The following is a 19,406-nucleotide window of genomic DNA, read 5'->3' on the forward strand; positions in this document are numbered from 1 at the left end:
TGGCCGACCCGCCCCTGTGGTTGCGCAGGTGCGGACCCACCCAGATATGCGGAGGGATATGACCATCCTGAAAATCGGCCTGCTGCTTTTCGTTCTCTTCTACCTCCTGCCGCTCGGGGTTTCCGCCGCCCGCTACGGGGCGGGCGGGGCGGCGCGCGACTGGTGGAGCGCCGACAGCTCTAGCGCCGGACTGCTGCCGCCCGCTCGCAGCCCGGGCGCGGTGGTGCGGGTCTTCGCGGCGCCGACGGTGCGCTGGCGCGGCATCTTCGCGGTGCATTGCTGGATCGTCTTCAAGCCCGAGGGTGCGGGCGCCTACACGCGCTACGACTACACCGCCTGGGGCGAGCCGATCCGCATGAACGGCTTCGAGCCGGACGGCCGCTGGTTCGGGAGCGTCCCGGAGGTGGTCTTCGCGGCGGACGGGGCTGCGGCGCAGGCGCTGATCCCGCGCATGCGCGAGGCCATCACGGGCTATGCCTGGCGGAACCAGGGCGACTACCGCGCCTGGCCCGGTCCGAACTCGAACACCTTCGTCGCGGCGGTGATGGACGCCGTGCCGGGTATCCCCGTCAGCCTGCCGCCGACGGCGATCGGTAAGGACTATCCCTATGACGGCCGCTGGCTGCGGGCCACGGCCTCCGGCACTGGATTCAGGCTGACGTTTGGCGGCTATGGGGGCCTTACGCTCGGCTGGGTGGAGGGGCTGGAAGTGAACATCCTCGGCGCCGTCGCCGGGATCGACCTGCGGCGGCCCGCCATCAAGCTTCCTGGCATCGGGCGAATCGGGATGCGCGGACCGGACGGGTCAGGCACGCCACCGGCGGTCGCTGCGGTCCAGTAGGGAAGGGGCTGCGGCTGTAAGACGGCAGGAGAAAAAAGGTCGGTTTTTCAGGTGCTTCAGGCCGATTTTTTGTCTCGAAACGTGAGCAGTGTCGCAATCGTTACGGACAACACGGAAGGTTGTAGAAGAATGGTTCAACTAGCAAACGACCTGTGATATCCATGCATTATGTTCCGATATCGACTTGAAATAGGTGCGCTCGGCGGCCGTGCCTGCGCTCCGGCGGGCGGCCCTGCTCGCCCGGCGAGCTGACCCGGTGACGGACGCCGCATCCGCGCCGCTGCGCCGCTCGGTTGGCGCGCCGCCAGGGCGCCGCGCCCATGGGATGGCGCGCGAGCAATCGATCGTCGCCGCCGCGGCCGATCTCTTCGCCGAAATCGGGCTTGAGGCGACGACTCGCGACTTGGCCGCGCGCCTCGGCATCACGCAGCCGCTTCTCTACCGCTACTTCGACAACAAGGAAGCGCTGATCGACCGCGTCCTGGACGACGCCTTCGCCGGTGACTGGAGGCCGGAATGGGGTGCGCTGCTGGACGACCGCGCGATACCCCTGCGCGAACGGCTGGTCTCCTTCTACGTCGCCTATTCCGAGGAAGTGCTGACCTACCGGCGCGTTCGCCTGCTGATGTTCTCCGGCCTGAAGGGGCTCGCCCGCAGCCGGCGGGTGGTGGAATCCCTGCGTGGACAGGTGCTGCAGCGCGTGCTGGCCGAGAGCCGCCACGCCTTCTCTCTTCCCGCCGCCTCCGCGGGCTGTGCGCGTGACCTGGAGACGGTCTGGAACCTGCACGACGCGGTGATCTCGCTCGCGATGCGGCGGCACGTCTTCGGTCTTCTGGAACCAGGCGACCTGCGTGCGGCCATCGTGGACAAGGTGGACGCCTTCATTGGGGGAGCCCCGGCGCTGATGGCGCGGCACTCGACCAGCGTCCCGGATGCCGCGGACGACTCCTCGAGCTGGGCTGTAGAGAGCCTGACGACCGGCGGCTCGGTCTGGGCTAGCCCTTCACCGGTTGAGGTGCCGGCTATCGTCGCGACGGGTGAGTTGAGCGCGGCAATCCTGCAGAAGAGCGAGCCGTCACGGTTGCGTCCTCTCGACTGACGATCCGCGGCTGAAAGCCTCAGCCCCCGAGAGTCCTACAAGCTGGGTGCCGCCTTCGTCTTGTGCGGGTTCACGCCCTGGCTGGCCTCGGCTGGCTGGGGCCGGGCACGGCGGCGGCTGATCCGCTCCTGCTCCGCGCGTTCCAGAGTAACGGTGTGCAGCCATGGCCGCTCTTCGGTCCTGGGTGTCCTGCGATGTGCCATGTCGCCTGTCGTCTTGTAGATGAACCGAGATGGCTCAACGCTATACTTCAAGTATGGAACGGTTTCAGGTTGAATGCATATCGGGTCAGAAGAATCCGCCTTCAGAACTTAAAATAGAACTGAATCTGCAATATTATATCACGTTCCTGACATACTTCTGATTGGCCGTGGAAAGAGGGTTTTGGTGCTGGGGGTAAGAGTTACTGTCCCGCCGCGCCGAGATGTTGATCAAAATGATCAGCAAAACGCCGCTGAAAAACGGAATGTTCTACGATGCTGCCGTAGTTCATCCAAAATCTCGGGCGGGAGAATTTGGTGTTGGACCGGAAAGATTTCGAGGATCCCACCGCGCTGAACGCGGACGGCGACCTTGCGGAACTCGATGAGCCCTTCCTTGAGGAAGACGTCGAGGCGGATGGCGGCGCAAAGAACGCCGAGGGCAAGCGCAAGCGGAAGAAGGCGCCGGGTTCGACGCGGCCGCGAACGAACTCGATTGAGGGAGCCCTGGCGGGGATCGGTGGCTCGGACCATCCGCGCTCGGCTGCGGCATCCGATCATGTGGAGCAGGGCGCGCGGCAGGGATGGCTCGCCCAAGGTTCAGGGCTCGGCGCGGTCACGCTTCTCGCGCCCCTGCTGGCGGGCGCGGAGCATGCCTGGGCAAACCCGGTACTGGCGGGTGAAGGGGACGGTGCCAATTCGTTGCTGCACCATGCCTGGTCGGGCAGCCTCACGACCGTCCACGTCTTCGGGAGTGGTGGGGTGCCCACGCGGGCCCTCGACGCCGCGCCCGCAGGGCCGTCGATTGCCTCCTCGGATCCCTTCGGCGCGCCGGCCGCGCTGCACGCCTCCCAACCGCTGGCCGAGTTGGGAACTACCGGGCATCTCGCTCTCGGCTTTCCGGAACTCTGGGTAGCCCCGCCCGTGCAGCCCGCCCAGGCGGCCGCGACTGGCAGCGCCGCCGCGCCGGCCCCGCCCGCGGTTCAGCCCGACCGCCAGGACGCCCCGCCTGAACCGGGTGCAAGCCGAGCAACGGTAGCGGGCGAAGTTGAACGGACGGACGCGCGCCCTGCCGGCAGGGAGGCTGCGCCCGCGCCGGTCCCCGCTGTGGCGCAGCCGGCCCCCGCGCCGGCAAGCGACAGCGGCAATTCCCCCGGCAAGGGCTTTGCCTTCCAGGCCCTGGCACCGTCGCTGGAGGGCGCGACGATCTCATACCCGGTTCAGGCAGCAGCATCCCCGCTGAACAAGGCCGTTTCCGACTGGGCTTCGGCCCCCCTGTCCTCGCGCCCCGCCGTGGTGGAGGTACAGGAGCGGGCTCGGGCGGATCAGGGCGCGACCGAGAGCGGCCCATTGAAGGCCGCTGCGCAGTCGGGGTCGGTTACGGACCGGGGCGAGGGGCAGGAAGCAGCCCATCGGGCAGTGAACGACCGGGGGCGGGAGGATGCCTCGCCGGCCGACAAGACTTCCTCGGACGCCCGGTCGGAAACCTCCTCGCCCAAGTCCTCGAATGCGTCGGCAGAGGTCGAGCAGGGGAACCGGGCGAACGAGAATCAGGCTTCGAACGCGGTCGACGGCCACGTTGCCTCCAAGGTCGGACAGGCGGCGACGGCGCCAGTGGCTTCGTCCGTTGTTGGTCACGGCACGGCTGCCGACCCGGTCACGAAGGCGCCCGCCGGTAGCGCACCTTCGGCGGTGACGACGCCCGCGGCAGCGGTGCTGGATGCCCTGCCCAAGGCCAATCCGGATGCGGCTGCCAATCCTGTGACGAAGGCGCCGGCTTCGACGGTCCTGCCCCCCGCGGCGGCAGTGCTGGATACCCTGCCCGCGGCCGGCCACGGCGCGGCCGCGAGCCCCACCGCGGAGGCGGCTGCGGGTCACCCGGTCGCTACCGTTCCGGCGCCCGCAGCAGCGGTGTTGGGCGCCTTGCCCGTCGCCGGCCACGGAGCCGCGCAGGCGGGCCCGGCCGTAAAACCCGCCCCCAACTCCTCGCCTGCGGCAGCGGCACCGGATGCCGTGGCCGTGGTGGGCCACGGCCCGGGGCAGGCCGATCAGGCCCCGGTGGTGGGTCACAGCCCGTCCTCTACTGCCCTACCGCCCGCGTCGAGCACGCTGCCCTTGGCGGGAATTGGTTCTGCGCACGCGACTCCAGTGGTGCCCGCAACCGGCAACACGGCCTCGTCCGCCATCCCGCAGCCCTCGGCACCGTTGTCGGACGCGCTCCCTGTTGCCGCCCACGGTCACACAGAGGGCGCGGCGGCTGTCGGTAACCCCGCATCCGTCGTTCCTGCGCCGGCGGCGCCACTGGTCGACGCTGTGCTCGCGGTTGCCCATGGCCCCGCCGAGGGGAAGGCGGCTGCCGGCAATCCGCCATCGATTGTTCTTCCGCCGGTGGCGCCACTGCTCGACGCTGTGGCCGCGGTTGCCCACGGCTCCGCCGAGGGGAAGGCGGTTGCCGGCAACCCGGTATCCATCGTTCCTACGCCGGCGGCACCACTGCTCGACGCTGTGTCCACGGTCGCCCACGGCTCCACAGAGGGGAAGGCGGCTGCCGACAACCCGGCATCCGTCGTTCCTCCGCCGGCAGCGCCGTTGCCCCATGCTCTCCCCGTAGTCTCCCAGGGTCTCGCCGGGGGCACGATGCCTGCGGGCAACACGGCATCGGTCGTTCCTCCGCCGGTGGCGCCGCTACCCGACGCTCTGCCCACGGCTGCTCATGGTCTGGCGCCGGTGGATCAGGCCGGGACGGGGAAGGCCTCCTCCCCGCCCGTCCTCCAGCCGCCGACGCCGGCGCCGATACAGGACGCGCTCTCCGCCGATCACGGTTCGCCGCAGGTGAGCGGGCCTGCGAAGGCGGTGATGGGCGGGTCCGCGCCGGCGGTCCTTCCGGTGGTGGATGCGCTACCCTCCGCCGGTCATGGCCCGGCCCATGCCGGTCCGATAGCGAAGGCGGCCGATCCCGGGCTTTTCGTCTCCATCCTCGACCCCGGCTTGATGATCTCATCCGCCCAGCCCGGGCGGAGCGCGGCTGGGCGCGCCGCCGACATGGAAGGCCCTGCCGCTCAACACTCCGTTGCGGAAACCGTCCCGGATCATCCGGGGGCGTCCTACCCGCTCCAGGCCGGGAAGGGCGTTGAGGTCCCGCTCGTGCTCCCCGTAGGCGATTCCGCGCCGGCGCATAACGTGCTCGCCTCCGCGCCACTCCTGCACGAAGGAACGCACGGCCTGTCCCAGCCACCGGCCCATGACTGGCATCTGTAGAGGGGGAGCCGCATCCGGTTCCTCCTGCTGACCACTTGCCTGAGGCGACGTAAGGGGCGAGTGACCACCCTGGTCGGGGCTGGCGGCGGTGATGGGGCAAAGGGTCCGGCATGCAGCGGCGTGCCTCCCCCGCTTCCACCAGGGCGCGCGAACTGGCACATGTCTTGCTGAAAGCGCTTTCAGATCGCGCCTACCCGCCCTGATGGCCCCATCAATCGGAGCACCCATGGACCGTCGCTCACTTTGCCTGTCCGGCCTCTCGCTGGCGGGCCTGTCGCTCGCGACGGCTCGCCCGGCACCCGCGATGAACAGGCCGCTTCAGAAGGTCCGCATCGCCGTCAGCACCACTGTGCTGAATGTCGGCTATCCGATGCTGACCCTGCCGCTGACCCTCGGCTACTGGCGGGAGGAGGGCTACGACGTCGAGCTGATGCCGGTGGGGGCCTCGCTCCAGTCCATCCAGCAGATGGTCGGCGGCAATGCCGAGTTCGGCGAGGTCAACGCCAGCGTCATCGTTCAGGCGAATTCCAAGAACGACCTTCCCGTGCGCATCGCCATGGGCAACGGCGTCATCGACTGGTCCGTGGCGGTGAACGCGGACGGGCCGATCCAGTCGGCGAAGGACCTGAAGGGCAAGACGATCGGCGTCTTCAGCCTCGCCACGGGCGGCATCGCCTATTTCAACAGCTTCCTGCGCAGCAATGGCCTGGACCCCGCCAAGGACGTGGAGATGATTCCCCTTGGCCTCGGCGCCCCGCCGATCGAGGCGATGCGCTCCGGCCGGGTGCAGGGCCTGCTCTACTGGGCGGCCGCCGTCGCTTCATTCGAGAATGCCGGGCTGAAGCTGCGCAAGCTGATCGGCGAGGACTGGCGCGGGTACCCGGACTACACGCTGGCCGTGATGCAGAGCACGGTGGATAGGAACCCGGACATGGTCACGGGCATCGCCCGCGGCATGGCCAAGGCCACCGTCTACGCGCTGGCCAACCCGGATTGCGCGCGGCAGCTCCACTGGGACCGCTACCCCGCCACCAAGCCAACCGGCGCCGACCCGGCGACGCTCGTGCGCTGGGACCTCAACACCCAGCAGGCCCAGCTCGACAGCATGAAGGACGCCTTCACGCTCAATGGCGGCAAGCTCTGGGGCAATGCGGACCCGGCCGTCTATGACCGCCTGGTGCGCTTCATGGTGGAGAACAAGCAGATCGATAAGCCCGTCAGCGCGGGGTCCCTGATGGTGCGGATCCCCGACTATTTCGAGAAGATCAACCGCTTCGATGTCGCCGCCGTGCAGGCTGCTGCCGCGGCGTGCAAGTCCTGATGGCGGAGGGCGCTTTCCTTCGCATCAGTCAGGTTGCCAAGACCTACGCCGCCAAGGACGGCAGCAGCGTCCAGGCCCTGACCGCGATCGACCTCGACATCCGCGAGGGCGAGTTCGTCACGGTCGTCGGGCCCAGCGGCTGCGGCAAGAGCACGCTGCTGAAGATCCTCGCGGGGCTGCTGCCGCGCTCCGCGGGGGAGGTGACGATCCAGGGCCGGCCGCTCGCCGGGCCGAACCCCGCGCTCGGCGTAGTCTTCCAGGCCCCGGTGCTGCTGCCCTGGCTCACGATCCTGGAGAACGTGATGCTGCCGGCCAAGGTCCAGAAGCTCGATCCTGCCCTCGCTCGCACGCGGGCGCGGGAACTCCTGGCGATGGCGGAGCTGGACGGCTTCGAGAACCGCTATCCCTCCGAGCTCTCCGGCGGGATGCAGCAGCGCGCGGGCATCTGTCGGGCGCTTGTGCACGACCCGTCCATCCTGCTCATGGACGAACCATTCGGGGCGCTGGACGCGATGACGCGCGAGACCATGAACGAGGAATTGCAGCGCATCTGGAGCGAGAAGCGAAAGACCGTGCTGCTCGTCACCCACAGCATCCCCGAGGCGATCTACCTGGCCGACCGCATCGTCGTCATGGCGCCGCGCCCCGGCCATATCGTGGAGGTGGTGGAGGTGGACCTGCCGCGCCCGCGCACGCTGGACATGCAGAACACACCGGAATTCGGCCGCTACGTGCGCCGCCTGCGCGAGCACTTCCGCGCCGGCGGGATGGTCGCGGCATGATGCGCGGGCGATCCCTAACCGCCGGGCCGGTGCTGCCGGTGCTGATGGCCGTGCTCGTCTTCGGCGGGTGGGAAGCGGCGGTGCACCTGCTTTCCATCTCCAAGATCGTCCTCCCGCCCCCCTCGGCCATCGTGCTGGCGCTGTGGGAGGCCGTGGGCTCCGCCGAGTTCCACTGGCATCTGCTGATCACGCTCTGGGAGATCGTCGCCGGCTTCGCCCTCGGCTCCCTAGGCGGGCTTGCCTTGGGCTTCATCGTCGCGCTCTCGCCCTTGGCCGAGCGCCTCGTCTATCCCTACATCGTAGCCTTCCAGACGCTGCCAAAGGTGGCGGTGGCGCCCATCATCGTCATCTGGTTCGGCTACGGCCTCAGCTCCAAGATCATCATCACCGCAACCATCGCCTTCTTCCCGCTGCTGGCGAACACGATCATGGGGCTGCGCGCGGCGCCTGCGGACCAGATCGAAATGCTCGTCTCCTGCACGGCCACGCGCTGGCAGGTGTTCCGGATGGTGCGGATGATGGCGGCGCTGCCTTACATCTTCGTAGGGCTGGATGTCGCCATCGTGCTCTCGGTCATCGGCGCCATCGTCGGTGAGTTCGTTGGTGCGAAGGCCGGCCTTGGCTTCCTGCTGATGCAGAAGAACTTCAACTTCGACATGGCCGGCACCTTCGCCATCCTTGTCGTGCTCTCGCTGATCGGTGTCGTGCTGCACGCCATCGTCCAGGCGGTGCAGCGCCGCGTCATCTTCTGGATGGACACGGCCGGCGACCGGCCCGTCTCCCTTTGATCCCCGCCTCCGTCAGAGAAACCGCCATGTCCAACGCCCCCCGTGCCGCCACCGCCGAGGAGGTCCCCGTCCTCGACCTCACCGCCCTGAACGAGGGCGGTGACCTCGGCCCGCTCGCGGCCCAGCTGCGCCAGGCCTGCGTGTCCACCGGCTTCTTCTACGTGCGAAACCACGGCATCCCGCAGGACGTGTTCGACGGCGTGTTCGATGCCACCAAGCGCTACTTCGACCTGCCGGCGGAGCAGCGGCTTGGGCACCGCATGGACGATCGCTTCCGCCGCGGCTTCATGCCGCAGGGCATCAACCAGCATCCCGGCTTCGCGCCCGACCTGAAGGAGAGCTACGAGATCGGCGTGGACCTGCCGCTCGACCACCCCTCCGTCGCGGCCGGGCTGCCGCTGCATGGTCCTAACCGTTGGCCCGCCGAGTGCCCCTGGCTGAAGGAAGCTTCCGAGGCCTATTTTGAAGCCGCGAAGGCGCTCGGCCTCCGTCTCACCCGCGTCTTCGCCGTCAGCCTCGGCATGCCGCCCGAGCACTTCCTGCAGTGGTGCACGAATCCTGTCGTGCAGATGCGCCTCTTCCACTACCCGCCGCAGCCGCCGGTGACGGACGAGAACGCCTTCGGCGTCGCGCCGCACTCCGACTACGGCATGATCACTCTTCTCTCCCAGGATCCGATCGGCGGGCTGGAGCTGCAGAAGCGTGACGGCGAATGGGTCAGCGCGCCCTTCATCCCCGGCACGCTGGTCGTCAACCTCGGCGACCTGTTCCAGCGCTGGACGAACGACCTCTACCGCTCGAACCTACACCGCGTGGTGAACCGGACGGGGAAGGAGCGCTTCTCGATCCCGATGTTCTTCAACCTCGACTACGACGCGCCGGTCGCCTGCCTGCCCACCTGTCAGTCGCCCGAGAACCCGCCGAAATACGAGCCGATCAGCTCCGGCGACTACCTGCTCAGCCGTTTCCGCACGGTGCAGAAGTACCGCGACGCCGCGGCCTGACGGGGTGTCCGCGCCCACGAAGATCACGGTGCGGGAGGTCGCTTCCGCCGCCGGGGTCTCGATCGCCACCGTCTCCCGCGTGCTGAACCAGCCGGCGCTGGTCCAGCAGAGCAAGCGGGAAGCGGTGGAGAGGGCGATGGTGGCACTGGACTACATCCCCAATCGCCAGGCGCGCTCGCTGATGTCGCAGCGAACGGGGAGCATCGGCCTGCTGGTGCCGACCATCGCCAACCCGCTCTTCGCCCCCGTCATCGCAGCGATCGAGCGGGTGCTGGACGCGGCCGGCTACGCCCTGCTCATCCACTGCACGCAGCGCGACCCGGCGCGCCAGCAAAAGCAGGTGCGCCATCTGGTGGAGCGCGGGGTGGACGGGCTCATCCTCACTGGCACGAGCATCGCGCCGGACCTCGCGGCGCTGCTGGATCGTACGAGTACGCCGGCGGTGGTCCAGGATGCCCTGCTGCTGCCGCCCGGCGCCCCGGCCGTCGCCTTCGACAATGCGGCCGCCATGGCGGTCGCGGTGCGCCACGTGCATGGCCAGGGTCACCGCGCGATCGCCCTCTTCTCCGGCCCGCTGCACAACACCCCGGCCGTCGCGGAGCGCTTTGCCGGCGCGGAGCGGGAACTCCGCGCACTTGGCCTCCATCTGCCGGCAGCCTGGCGCGTGCTGGCCGAGGATTACGACAACACCGCCGTGCGCGACGGCGCCGCCCGGCTGCTCTCCTGCGCGGAGCGCCCGACCGCGGTGGCCTGCACCGGCGATATTCTCGCCCTTGGCCTTGTCGCCGAGGGGCACCGCCGCGGCCTCCGCGTTCCGCAGGATTTCTCGGTGATCGGCTGCGGCGACACCGACCTCGGCCGCTACGTGGAGCCGCCCCTGACCACCGTGCGCATGCCCTGGGAGCGGATGGGCGAGGCCGCGGTGGAAGGCCTGCTCGCCCTCATTGAGGGGCGCCCGACCGCACCGCTCACCGTCCTGCCGCACGAGCTGATCGAGCGGCACTCCGTCCAACCGCCGACCCCCTTCGCGAGAGTTCCCTGATGTTCGACGCCTCGATCTCGCCCTTCATCGCCGCCCTTCCGAAGGCCGAGCTGCACATGCACCTGGAGGGCTCGCTGGAGCCCGAGACGATCTTCCGCCTTGCCGACCGCAACGGGCTCCGCATCCCCTATGCCAGCACGGACGAGCTGCGCGCGGCCTACAACTTCACGGACCTGCAGTCCTTCCTCGACCTCTTCTATCTCGGCCTGACGGTGCTGCAGACGGGCGAGGACTTCTACGAGATGACCAAGGCCTATCTCGACCGCGCCGCGCAGGACCGGGTGCGGCACGCCGAGGTGTTCATCAGCCCCCAGGCACATCTTCGCCGCGGCATCGCGATGGAAGCCATCATCGAGAACATCCTGCGCGCCTTCGACGATGCGGCGCGCGAGCACGGCATGACCGGCGGACTGATCGCGGGCATCCAGCGCCAGTTCGACGAAGATGATGCCCTGTCCATGCTACGCGAGCTCCGGCCCTGGCGGGACCGGATCATCGGCCTGGGCACGGGCGGGCCGGAGAAGGGGAACCGCCCCGCGAAGTTCCGCCGGGCCTATGCCCATGCGCGGGAGGACCTCGGCTGGCGCACGACCATCCATGCCGGCGAGGAGGGCGGCGCCGACTTCGTCTGCGAGGCCATCGACGAGCTGAAGGTGGACCGCATCGACCACGGCGTGCGCTGCGAGGCGGATCCGAACCTCGTGCGGCGCCTGGCCGATACGGGCATGCCGCTGACGGTCTGCCCCTGCTCGAACGTGATGCTTCGCGTCTTCCCGGACATGAAGGCCCATAACATCCGGCGGCTGCACGAGGCGGGACTTTGCCTGACCGTGAACTCGGACGACCCCTCGTATTTCGGCGGCTACGTGAACGAGAACTTCGCCGCCATCCAGCAGGCGCTCGACTTCTCTGACGAGGATCTCTGGGGCTTCGCGCGGAACAGCTTTCTCAGCGCCTTTATCCCCGAGGCGGACCGGCAACGGCACTTGGCGGAACTCGACCGCCACCGGCCCGCGGGCGGTTGAGCGTCTCAGATAGTCCTCTGACATAAGGAGCGCTGGAACGGCTGCTTGTCGCCTTCCGGAACCAGCCGCGGTTGGTTCTGGCGATCCATGATGACGTGCAGGTAAGCAACGAGCATCGCATCAAGCGGCGTTGCTTACGTGATGAGTGTCGCGCCGGCGAAGCAACGTCCGCTGGTCCGTCCGTGTGATACCTTGTCTGGTGGCCTTGCGGACCCCAGCGGGGGCAGCAAACAGCGTCGAAAAACCCGCGTGTCTTTCACAACCCTTCATCGCCCTGATCAGATGAGGCTTCTCGTCCTCTTCCAGCCCCCGATCACTCTTCCGGACCGATCCTGCAGTCGGCAAGGCTCTTCTAGCTGTGTTCGCGGAGGATCGTTCTCGCTTCCCACTCATCACGGGCTCTTGTCAGCGGAATGCCCGGAAAGGGCTCGCGCAAGGTCCAAAGTTATCATTTGATGCCTACAACCAGGACGGGAGAGAGGTAGTGGCGCAGCAACTAGGACACGGCAACGTTTTCGAGCGGCTCGCCGCTCTTGACCAATACAATGCCCACTTGGAAGTGAGGCTCCAGGACGCTCTGTCGGCACCACGGCCCGACGCAGAAAGAGTCACCCGGCTCAAGACAGAGAAGCTTCGAGTGAGGGATGCGATTGCAGCCCTGGCCCATTATCTTGAGCATGGACCTTCTCAAAACGTTCAGAACTTCCGCAGTGCTGGGGCACGGCATGCGAGCGAAGCATCGCCCATGCACGCTCTGTAGCTCCGTAAAGGTTGAGCCGTTTCGCAGACTCAGCCTCAGGAACTTGCGTGTGGGGAGGCAATTGGTCGCAGGGGTTGATTCGCAGCAAAACCAACAGCTTCGGTGCCGCTTAAACGAGTGGTGTCCCCGGCGGGATTCGAACCCACGGCCCCGGGATTAGGAATCCCGTGCTCTATCCTGCTGAGCTACGGAGACACGCTTGCTTAGCCTAGCGTCCCGGCTGCGGACGGGAAAGGGCCGGGCTCTTGAACTGCCCGCCAAACCGGCCCTCACTCCTTCGATGCCGCAAGATCCCCGCCTCGACCTCGAGATGGCCGTCTTCACCGAAATGATGACTGCCCGCGCCGCTGCCTTTCCCGCGCCGCAGCGGCTGGAACGGCCGCTGGACGCCGCCCGCGCTGCCAATGACGCGCTCAACCTGACGCTGTCCAACCCCGAGCCCGTCATGGCCGAGAGCTCGGATCGCTGGCTGCCCATCCGCGGCCGCCGCCTGCTCTGCCGGCTGCATCGCCCCAGCGATGTGGCGCCGCTGCCGGTGCTCGTGCACGTCCACGGCGGCGGCTGGGTCTGGAGCAACGTGGACACGCACGATCCTCTCGCTCGCAGCCTGGCGGCCGGCTCGGGCTGTGCTGTTCTCGCCCCCGACTACGCCCTGAGCCCTGAGGCCGTCTTTCCCCAGGCGCTGGAGGAGGTCGCGGCGGTCGTCCGCTGGGTGGCTGCCCATGGCGCCGAATGGGGCCTCGACCCCGCCCGCGTCGTGCTCGGGGGTGATTCGGCCGGGGCAAACCTCGCTCTCGGTGCCGCCCTTCTGCTACGCCAATCGGATCCCGGCCTCCGCCTGCGCGGCCTGCTGCTGGACTACGGCGTCTTCGATGACCGCATGGCCACGCCAAGCTATGCCGAGTTCGCCGAGGGCTACGGGCTGACCGCGGAACGGATGCGCTTCTTCTGGGACTGCTACGCGCCCAACCCTGCCGACCGCCTCTCGCCCTATGCCGCGCCGATCCGGGCGGACCTCCGCGGCCTTCCGCCCTGCCTCGTGCAGATCGCCGAGCTGGACGTGCTCTCGGACGAGAACCGCGCCATGGCCCGCGCGCTGCGCGAGGCTGGCGTTGAGGTGGAGGAGGAGACCTTCCTCGGCACCCTGCACGGCTTCCTTCGCGCGCGGGACCATGTGGCCGCCGCCCGCCGGGCGATTGGGGCCGGCGCCGCCTGGCTCGCCCGTACGGCCTGAAGGCCCGCGCTCAGCGCCGCCGGAAGCGCTCCACGGCGGAGACGAGCGCGGTCCGCACGCCTGGCTCCAGCGCGGAGTGTCCGGCATCGGGCACCACCGTCAGCCGCGCCATCGGCCAGGCCTCGGCGAGTTCGAAGGCGGAGGTGGGCGGGCAGACCATGTCGTAGCGACCCTGGACGATCTCCGCGCCCACATGGGCCAGCCGGTGCATCCCCGCCAGCAGGCCATCGGGCGGCAGGAAGAGCTTGTGGGCGAAGTAATGTGCCTCGATCCGCGCGAGGCCGAGGGCGGAGCGGTCCTGCGCGAAGGAGGCGACGGTCTCGGGGCTCGGCAGCAGGGTGCTGCACAGGCCCTCATAGTTGCTCCAGGCCCGTGCGGCGGCCATGTGCACGGCAGGGTCCGGGTCCGTCAGGCGGCGGAGATAGGCGCCGAGGAGGTCGCCCCGCTCGGCCGGCGGAACGTGCTCGGCGAAGGCCGCCCAGGCATCGGGGAAGACACGCTTCAGGCCGTAGAGGAACCACTCCACCTCGTCGTCCCGGCCGAGGAAGACGCCGCGCAGCACGCAGCCCGCCACCCGCTCCGGATGGGCCTGCGCGTAGGCAAGGGCGAGTGTGGAGCCCCAGGAGCCGCCGAAAAGCAGCCAGCGCTCGATCCCGAGAAAGCGCCGGAGCGTCTCGATGTCGCTGACGAGATGCGGCGTCGTGTTCTCCCGCAGTTCGCCGAGTGGGCGGGAGCGGCCGGCGCCGCGCTGGTCGAAGATTACCACCCGCCAGTGCAGAGGGTCGAAAAAGCGGCGATGCACCGCGCCTGCTCCCGCGCCGGGCCCGCCATGGAGGAAGAGCACGGGCTGCCCACGCGGGTTGCCCACCTGCTCCCAGTACATGACATGGGATGGCCCGCCGGGCGTGCCCTCGCCAGAATGGGAGAGCGGCAGCAGGCCAGTCTCGTAGGGCGCAATATCGGGGAAAAGATCGCCGCGCGGCATGGCCCCTTCTTTGCCAGGGCCGGAGGTCCCTGCGCAACATGCCGCCGGAACCCTTGACGTCGTTTTCCGCCGGTTAAAACCTCTTCGCTTGCGCGCTTCGGACGACTACTTAGGAGGCGATGAACCGTCCAACCCCCGGCCCGTTCCATGCCGCGCGCAACGGCCCGCAGCCCGGGCCCCGCCTGGGCAACCTGCGTGCGGCCGAGGTGCGCTGCGCCGTCTGCGGCACGACCAGCCGTCAGACCCGGTTCCGCGCCATGCCGCCCGAGAGCGCGCCGGACCTCGACCTGCGGCCTGGGGAGCCGCTGCGCAGCACAATGGCCTCCTGGCTGCAGCAATGCCCCCATTGCGGCTATGTCGCGCCCGAGATTGCCCACGCCCATCCGGCGGCAATCGAGGCGGTGGGCACCGCACCCTTCCGCGCGCTGATCGCCGATACCAGCCACCCCCCGCTCTCCCGCCGCTTCCTCGCCTATGCCTATGTGCTGGAGGAGACAGGCGCCCTGCACGCGGCGGCCGAGGCTACGCTTCAGGCCGCCTGGGCCGCGGACGATGCGCGCAAGCCCGAACTCGCCCGTGCGTGGCGGGGCGATGCCGTGGCCCTCTGGCGGGCCGGTCCGCCGCTCGATGCCGAGCAGACGATCCGCGTGGTCGATGCCCTCCGCCGCGCCGAGGCCTTCGATGACGCGGGCACTACGGCCGAGCAGCTCGCGGCGAGCCATCCGCCGGACGCCGTGGCGGGCGTTATCGCCCTCGAACAGCGTCTGATCGCGCTGGAGGATTCCGGGCGCCATACCGTCGCCAGCGCTCTGCCGCCCCCCTCTCGCCGGCCGCATGTCAGCCACGGCAGCATCGCGCGCCGCGGGGCTACCCCGGGCGGGAGCCTCTGGGACCGTCTCCGCGGATTGTTCCGGCGCAAGCGTTAGGGGCGGGTTGGACGAGCCACCGCCCTCGTTGTAAGAAACGTTATGTTATAACGTATTGATGGAATGCCTCATGCAGCGTCGCGCCCTTCTAACCGCCGCCCTCGTCATTCCCGCCATCCGCCCAGCAGCGGCTCAGGCGGCGCTGCCGGTCGTCGCCAGCTTCTCCATTCTGGGCGACCTCACCCAGCAGGTGGCGGGGGAGCGGCCCCTGGCTCTGACGGTCCTCGTCGGCCCTGACGCGGACGCGCACGATTTCCAGCCCCGGCCTTCCGATGCCGAGCGGCTTCGCGGCGCCGCCCTGCTGGTCCGCAACGGCCTCGGATTCGACGACTGGCTGCGCCGCCTCACGGGCGCCGCGCGCTTCGGCGGCACTGCCGTCACCGCCAGTGACGGCGTCACGCCCCGCATGGCGGGGGAGGAGCGCCGCCACGACCACGGTGCGCGCCGCGACGCCGGGCCGCCCCACGATCCCCATGCCTGGGGGGATCCGCGCAACATCCCTCTTTACCTGCGCAACATCGCGACCGGCCTCTCCGCCGCCGATGCCGGCAACGCCGCCCTTTATTCCCGCAACGCGGAGGCCGCCTCCGCCCGCTTCCTGGCGCTCGACGCGGAGTGCCGCGCCGCCTTCGCCACAGTACCGGAAGCCCGGCGGAAGGTCCTCACCAGCCACGACGCCTTCGGTTATTTCGGCGCAGCCTACGGCATCCGGTTCCTCGCGCCCCAGGGCGTGAGCACCCATGCCGAGCCCTCCGCCGCCGGGGTTGCCGCCCTCATCCGCCAGGTGCGGGCGGAGGGGATCACGGCCGTCTTCCTTGAGAACATGGCCAATCCCGCGACACTGGAACGGCTGGCGCGGGAGGCAGGCGTGCGGGTCGGCGGGCGGCTCTATTCGGACTCGCTATCGCCGCCCGACGGCCCGGCGCCGACCTACGAGGCCCTCATCCGCCACAATACCGGGCTGCTGGTGCCGGCCATGCGGGGCGCCTGACGCGCTGCCTCCGCCCCACGTGAAGCGGAGGCGCCCTTTCGCTCCGGCAGGGCGGGCCCAGGTCAGCGCTTGGAAACGGGAGCCTCTCCAATGCCGATCATCGCCTCCTTCGCCCTCTCCCTAACGGGTCTCAGCATCGGGATCCCGCTCGGCACCGCCCTCGCCGCTGGCATCCTTCTCGGCCGCCGCGCGCTCGGGGGGATGCGCTGATGCTCCCCAACCCCTTCCGCCCCGTTCGCAGCGCGCTGCTCGGCCTTCACGCCGCGGGTGTGGTGGCGACCCATATAATGGCCGGCGCCGTGCTCGGCGCGCTCGGCGTCGCCGCCGTCGCGGGGATGCTGGGCAAGCGGATCGCCGAGACGAAGAGCCAGCGCTGAGCCGGATCCGCAGCGGATCGGCGGCGCGTAGAGGATCGCCGCGGCTCCAGAGGTCGTTCACCCCGTGCCTGAGGCCCACCGGCGTGTTCACGCCGAGATGCTGCTCGAAGATCTCGCCGTAGGCCCCGGCGGCGCAAATGGCGTTGAAGGCCCAGCGGTGGTCGAGGCCGATCGAGGGGCCGAAGTCGCCGGTCATGCCCAGCAGGCGCCGGATGTCGGGGTTCGGACTCTCCAGCATCGCCTCCGCATTGGTGGAGGTGACGCCCAGCTCCTCCGCGAGGATGAGTGCGTAAACCGTCCAGCGCATGACGTCGTACCACTGCGGGTCGCCCTTCCGCACGGCGCGGGCGAGCGGTTCCTTGCTGATGATGCCGGGCAGGATCACGTGGTCGTTCGGCCGGTCGAAGGCGCCGCGGAAGCCCGCGAGCTGGCTCGCATCCAGCGTGTGGCTGTCGCAGCGACCGGCGGCGTAGGCCTTGCGCGCGTCCTCGTTGCTCTCGAGGACCAGCGGGTGGATCGGGAGGCGATTGGTGCGCGCTCAGTCCGCCAGGTTCAGCTCGTTGGTGGAGCCGGCGGTGACGCAGATGGTCGCGCCGCCGAGCTGCGCCGCCCGCTCCACGCCCGCCGGATGATGAAGCCCTGGCCGTCATGGAAGGTAATCGGACCGAACTGCAGGCCAGACCCGGCCTCCCACGCCGTGGTCCAGGTGAAAGTGCGGGCGACGATATCAACCTGGCCGGACTGAAGCGCGGGGAGTGCGACTGGCTCGTGAGTACCGTGAAGCGCACCTATGCGGGGTCGCCGAGCGCGGCGGCCGCAATGGTGCGCCAGATGCTGGGGCCCATGCCGCGGTGCTCGCCTCGGCTGTCCGGCACGCCGAAGCCGGGCGAGCCGGGATTGACCCCGCAATCGAGGACGCCCTTCGTGCGGATGCTCGCGAGAGTGGGGCCGGGCAAGACCTGCGCGCTCGCGAGCATGGGCAGGACCATCGCCGCGGCGAGCGCCGCCACGCACCGCCGCAGCCGCCGTGTTCCGCTCATCGCCATGACGCCAGAGCCTCCTTCGCGGTACCCGCGCACCGTATCACCCGCTGCGCGGAGTAAGGCGGGGGCCAGCGGTGCAAGCCACGGAGCGCGTTCGGCGCCCGTGGGCTCCTACGGCCTGCCGAACAGCCGGCTGCCGTGGACCCAGCCGGTCGGGCCGGAGGCGTCGCCCACTTGGTACCAGCCGCCCGGTGCCGTCCCGTAGATCGTGACGCTGGTGCCGGCCCGCAGGACGCCGATGAGGGCCCCGCGCCCATCGGGGCTGCTCCGCAGGCTGCCGGGCAGGCGGGCCGTCACGGTATCGCCCCGGCTGGTGCCGCCGGCCGAGGATGGCGGCGGTGGAACCGGACGCTCCGGCCTGGTTTCCTGCTGCCGGAGGTTCCCCTCGCCCGGGACCGGCGCTGGCGGGGCGGCGCCAGGGGATGGCGGACCTCCTCCCTCGCGGCAACGGCTGGCGGTCTCGGCCGTGACGCGGGCCGCGCCCTCGCCGGTCGTGGCGAGGATCGGTGTGACGGTGGCGCCCTCGCCCTCCTCGTCCCGGTAGGTGACGACCACGATGAAAGACGTGAGGGGGCCGGGTGCGGCCCCGATCCGCGCCCCTCCACAGACCGCTACCGCCCGGGGCGTGCCCTGCCGGAAGGCTGCGACGTTCCGGAAGCTCACGGGGCTGCTCACCAGTTCCCGGATCGTGTCCTCGGCAACGCGCTGGGCCGCCGGCCGCCGATCCACGGGGCGTTCCTCGGCCTTGCTGCCGGTGCTGCCGAGGAGCAGCAGGCTCGCCAGTAACCAATGACGCATCGCTTCCTCCTCAAGAATGAGCCCCTCTGTAAAGCCGATCATGTGCCGGTTGGCGAACCCGGCCCGCACCGGCCCCCTTGATCTAAGCGGCGGGTTGGCGCGACCCCCTGCCTTCGGGCATCACTCGGCATCGCGGAGGAGGCGCATGATGCAGGGAAGGCCAAGAGCGAGGTTCCCTGAGGGAGGCCTGCTGGCTGCCATGCTCGGCGAGCACGCACCGGTCGAAGCCCGGCGTGCGGCGCGGCGCCTGCGTGCCGAGGGGGCACCGGCGGCGGCGATCGACGACAGCATTGCTGACCTAGCGCGAGGGCTGGCGCTCTCCGAGGTGTCGCATTCGCCCGCTGTGCTGGACGCTTTGCCACCGCTGTTCTGGCTTGAGGCGCGACCGGAGGACGCCGCCGGCAACGGCGGGATAGGGGGGTGGGTCGTGGAGAGGAAGCGGGGAGGGCTCGCTATCCGTGCATTCAGCATCGGCGCCGGGCGCGAGGCCGTGCCGGAAGCGGAGGGGACCGCGACGCTGCCGTTCGGCGCGGACACGCCGGAGGAGGGGGACGGCATCCGCTATGTAAGGGGCCTGGTCACCGCCGTCGGCCTGCCCGGGGTGCTGGCGGAGATCGGGGAGAGTTCTCCCGTGGTGGTCATGCCGGCCGACCCTTCAGAAGGGGAGGCAGGCCTCCTGCGTGGCTTCAGGTTGTCCGTAGTGATGTCGCCGGACGCAGCGCCGACGTGACGCCCAGCAACCCCCGTTCGGAGCCGTTACATGCTCTATCCGTTCAATCCATGGCAGAACTCCTGGATGCGCGCGCAGCCCTCTCGCAGGGTCTCGGTCTCGAGCGCGTAGGAAATCCGCATGTGCTGGCTCATGCCATAGGCAGCGCCCTGCACCGTGCCGACTTTCGCCTCCTCAACGCGTGGTCGGGGGTGGGAAAGTC

19 protein-coding genes and 1 tRNA gene are annotated in these 19,406 nt (G+C 69.4%); 16 read left to right on the forward strand and 4 right to left on the reverse strand.

Annotated elements, in window-relative coordinates:
- The first annotated feature begins 58 nt into the window (after nt 1–58).
- From D9599_RS09805 to D9599_RS32435, 10 genes are all read left to right on the forward strand, one after another.
- Complete coding sequence (locus D9599_RS09805) at nt 59–841, forward strand: DUF3750 domain-containing protein (protein ID WP_198381045.1); 783 nt, start codon at nt 59–61, stop codon at nt 839–841.
- Between the two features lie 208 nt (nt 842–1,049).
- On the forward strand, nt 1,050–1,940 hold the full coding sequence (locus D9599_RS09810) for a TetR/AcrR family transcriptional regulator (protein WP_198381046.1): 891 nt from the start codon (nt 1,050–1,052) through the stop codon (nt 1,938–1,940).
- Between the two features lie 521 nt (nt 1,941–2,461).
- Nucleotides 2,462–5,398 carry a hypothetical protein gene (locus D9599_RS09815; RefSeq protein WP_198381047.1) on the forward strand — a complete coding sequence of 979 codons (2,937 nt, stop codon included), beginning with the start codon at nt 2,462–2,464 and terminating at the stop codon, nt 5,396–5,398.
- Nucleotides 5,399–5,624: 226 nt separating this feature from the next.
- Nucleotides 5,625–6,719, forward strand: coding sequence for an ABC transporter substrate-binding protein (locus D9599_RS09820; protein WP_198381048.1), 1,095 nt, complete (start codon nt 5,625–5,627; stop codon nt 6,717–6,719).
- Nucleotides 6,719–7,501 (forward strand): ABC transporter ATP-binding protein, encoded by a 783-nt coding sequence (locus D9599_RS09825; protein ID WP_198381049.1) that lies wholly within the window; start codon nt 6,719–6,721, stop codon nt 7,499–7,501. The genes D9599_RS09820 and D9599_RS09825 overlap by 1 nt, the downstream gene beginning before the upstream one ends.
- A complete protein-coding gene (locus D9599_RS09830; RefSeq protein WP_198381050.1) occupies nt 7,498–8,289 on the forward strand; it encodes an ABC transporter permease in 792 nt (263 codons plus the stop codon). Before D9599_RS09825 ends, D9599_RS09830 begins: the two co-directional genes overlap by 4 nt.
- A gap of 26 nt (nt 8,290–8,315) precedes the next feature.
- A complete protein-coding gene (locus D9599_RS09835; protein ID WP_198381051.1) occupies nt 8,316–9,293 on the forward strand; it encodes an isopenicillin N synthase family oxygenase in 978 nt (325 codons plus the stop codon).
- A gap of 4 nt (nt 9,294–9,297) precedes the next feature.
- Nucleotides 9,298–10,335, forward strand: a complete 1,038-nt coding sequence (locus D9599_RS09840; protein ID WP_198381052.1) for a LacI family DNA-binding transcriptional regulator — start codon at nt 9,298–9,300, stop codon at nt 10,333–10,335.
- A complete protein-coding gene (locus D9599_RS09845; protein WP_198381053.1) occupies nt 10,335–11,360 on the forward strand; it encodes an adenosine deaminase in 1,026 nt (341 codons plus the stop codon). Before D9599_RS09840 ends, D9599_RS09845 begins: the two co-directional genes overlap by 1 nt.
- A gap of 484 nt (nt 11,361–11,844) precedes the next feature.
- Nucleotides 11,845–12,120 (forward strand): YdcH family protein, encoded by a 276-nt coding sequence (locus D9599_RS32435; RefSeq protein WP_198381054.1) that lies wholly within the window; start codon nt 11,845–11,847, stop codon nt 12,118–12,120.
- Nucleotides 12,121–12,238: 118 nt separating this feature from the next.
- Here D9599_RS32435 and D9599_RS09855 read toward each other — a convergent pair.
- Nucleotides 12,239–12,315: transfer RNA gene (locus tag D9599_RS09855), tRNA-Arg, on the reverse strand.
- Between the two features lie 85 nt (nt 12,316–12,400).
- Here D9599_RS09855 and D9599_RS09860 point away from each other — a divergent pair.
- Nucleotides 12,401–13,354 carry an alpha/beta hydrolase gene (locus D9599_RS09860; protein WP_198381055.1) on the forward strand — a complete coding sequence of 318 codons (954 nt, stop codon included), beginning with the start codon at nt 12,401–12,403 and terminating at the stop codon, nt 13,352–13,354.
- Between the two features lie 10 nt (nt 13,355–13,364).
- Here the strand turns inward: D9599_RS09860 and pip are convergent, their stop codons facing one another.
- Nucleotides 13,365–14,339, reverse strand: coding sequence for a prolyl aminopeptidase (gene pip / locus D9599_RS09865; RefSeq protein ID WP_198381056.1), 975 nt, complete (start codon nt 14,337–14,339; stop codon nt 13,365–13,367).
- A gap of 119 nt (nt 14,340–14,458) precedes the next feature.
- Between pip and D9599_RS09870 the strand changes: the two genes are divergently transcribed.
- From D9599_RS09870 to D9599_RS09885, 4 genes are all read left to right on the forward strand, one after another.
- Nucleotides 14,459–15,265, forward strand: coding sequence for a hypothetical protein (locus D9599_RS09870; protein WP_198381057.1), 807 nt, complete (start codon nt 14,459–14,461; stop codon nt 15,263–15,265).
- 70 nt (nt 15,266–15,335) lie between these two features.
- A complete protein-coding gene (locus D9599_RS09875; protein WP_198381058.1) occupies nt 15,336–16,256 on the forward strand; it encodes a metal ABC transporter solute-binding protein, Zn/Mn family in 921 nt (306 codons plus the stop codon).
- A 209-nt stretch (nt 16,257–16,465) separates the two neighbouring features.
- Nucleotides 16,466–16,633, forward strand: coding sequence for a hypothetical protein (locus D9599_RS09880; RefSeq protein ID WP_198381059.1), 168 nt, complete (start codon nt 16,466–16,468; stop codon nt 16,631–16,633).
- A gap of 64 nt (nt 16,634–16,697) precedes the next feature.
- The gene (locus D9599_RS09885) at nt 16,698–17,378 is read left to right on the forward strand and encodes a hypothetical protein (RefSeq protein ID WP_198381060.1); all 681 of its coding nucleotides are present in this window, start codon (nt 16,698–16,700) and stop codon (nt 17,376–17,378) included.
- A gap of 43 nt (nt 17,379–17,421) precedes the next feature.
- Here the strand turns inward: D9599_RS09885 and D9599_RS09890 are convergent, their stop codons facing one another.
- Nucleotides 17,422–17,679, reverse strand: a complete 258-nt coding sequence (locus D9599_RS09890; protein WP_198381061.1) for a hypothetical protein — start codon at nt 17,677–17,679, stop codon at nt 17,422–17,424.
- Between the two features lie 108 nt (nt 17,680–17,787).
- A complete protein-coding gene (locus tag D9599_RS09895; RefSeq protein WP_198381062.1) occupies nt 17,788–18,474 on the reverse strand; it encodes an SH3 domain-containing protein in 687 nt (228 codons plus the stop codon).
- A gap of 199 nt (nt 18,475–18,673) precedes the next feature.
- On the opposite strand from D9599_RS09895, the gene D9599_RS09900 reads away from it, so the two are divergent.
- Nucleotides 18,674–19,204: a hypothetical protein gene (locus D9599_RS09900; protein ID WP_198381063.1), complete on the forward strand. Its 531-nt coding sequence runs from the start codon at nt 18,674–18,676 to the stop codon at nt 19,202–19,204.
- The last annotated feature ends 202 nt before the right edge of the window (nt 19,205–19,406 follow it).

Source organism: Roseomonas sp. KE2513 (assembly GCF_016107305.1).
Taxonomy (GTDB): Bacteria; Pseudomonadota; Alphaproteobacteria; order Acetobacterales; family Acetobacteraceae; genus Roseomonas.

Excerpts from the sequence above, each read along its gene's own strand:
- D9599_RS09805 (WP_198381045.1), top strand. The coding sequence starts at position 59 with ATGACCATCCTGAAAATCGGCCTGCTGCTTTTCGTTCTCTTCTACCTC.
- D9599_RS09820 (WP_198381048.1), top strand. The coding sequence starts at position 5,625 with ATGGACCGTCGCTCACTTTGCCTGTCCGGCCTCTCGCTGGCGGGCCTG.
- D9599_RS09825 (WP_198381049.1), top strand. The coding sequence starts at position 6,719 with ATGGCGGAGGGCGCTTTCCTTCGCATCAGTCAGGTTGCCAAGACCTAC.
- D9599_RS09830 (WP_198381050.1), top strand. The coding sequence starts at position 7,498 with ATGATGCGCGGGCGATCCCTAACCGCCGGGCCGGTGCTGCCGGTGCTG.
- D9599_RS09835 (WP_198381051.1), top strand. The coding sequence starts at position 8,316 with ATGTCCAACGCCCCCCGTGCCGCCACCGCCGAGGAGGTCCCCGTCCTC.
- D9599_RS09845 (WP_198381053.1), top strand. The coding sequence starts at position 10,335 with ATGTTCGACGCCTCGATCTCGCCCTTCATCGCCGCCCTTCCGAAGGCC.
- D9599_RS09860 (WP_198381055.1), top strand. The coding sequence starts at position 12,401 with ATGCCGCAAGATCCCCGCCTCGACCTCGAGATGGCCGTCTTCACCGAA.
- pip (WP_198381056.1), bottom strand. The coding sequence starts at position 14,339 with ATGCCGCGCGGCGATCTTTTCCCCGATATTGCGCCCTACGAGACTGGC.
- D9599_RS09870 (WP_198381057.1), top strand. The coding sequence starts at position 14,459 with ATGAACCGTCCAACCCCCGGCCCGTTCCATGCCGCGCGCAACGGCCCG.
- D9599_RS09875 (WP_198381058.1), top strand. The coding sequence starts at position 15,336 with ATGCAGCGTCGCGCCCTTCTAACCGCCGCCCTCGTCATTCCCGCCATC.
- D9599_RS09880 (WP_198381059.1), top strand. The coding sequence starts at position 16,466 with ATGCTCCCCAACCCCTTCCGCCCCGTTCGCAGCGCGCTGCTCGGCCTT.
- D9599_RS09890 (WP_198381061.1), bottom strand. The coding sequence starts at position 17,679 with ATGGCGATGAGCGGAACACGGCGGCTGCGGCGGTGCGTGGCGGCGCTC.
- D9599_RS09895 (WP_198381062.1), bottom strand. The coding sequence starts at position 18,474 with ATGCGTCATTGGTTACTGGCGAGCCTGCTGCTCCTCGGCAGCACCGGC.
- D9599_RS09900 (WP_198381063.1), top strand. The coding sequence starts at position 18,674 with ATGCTCGGCGAGCACGCACCGGTCGAAGCCCGGCGTGCGGCGCGGCGC.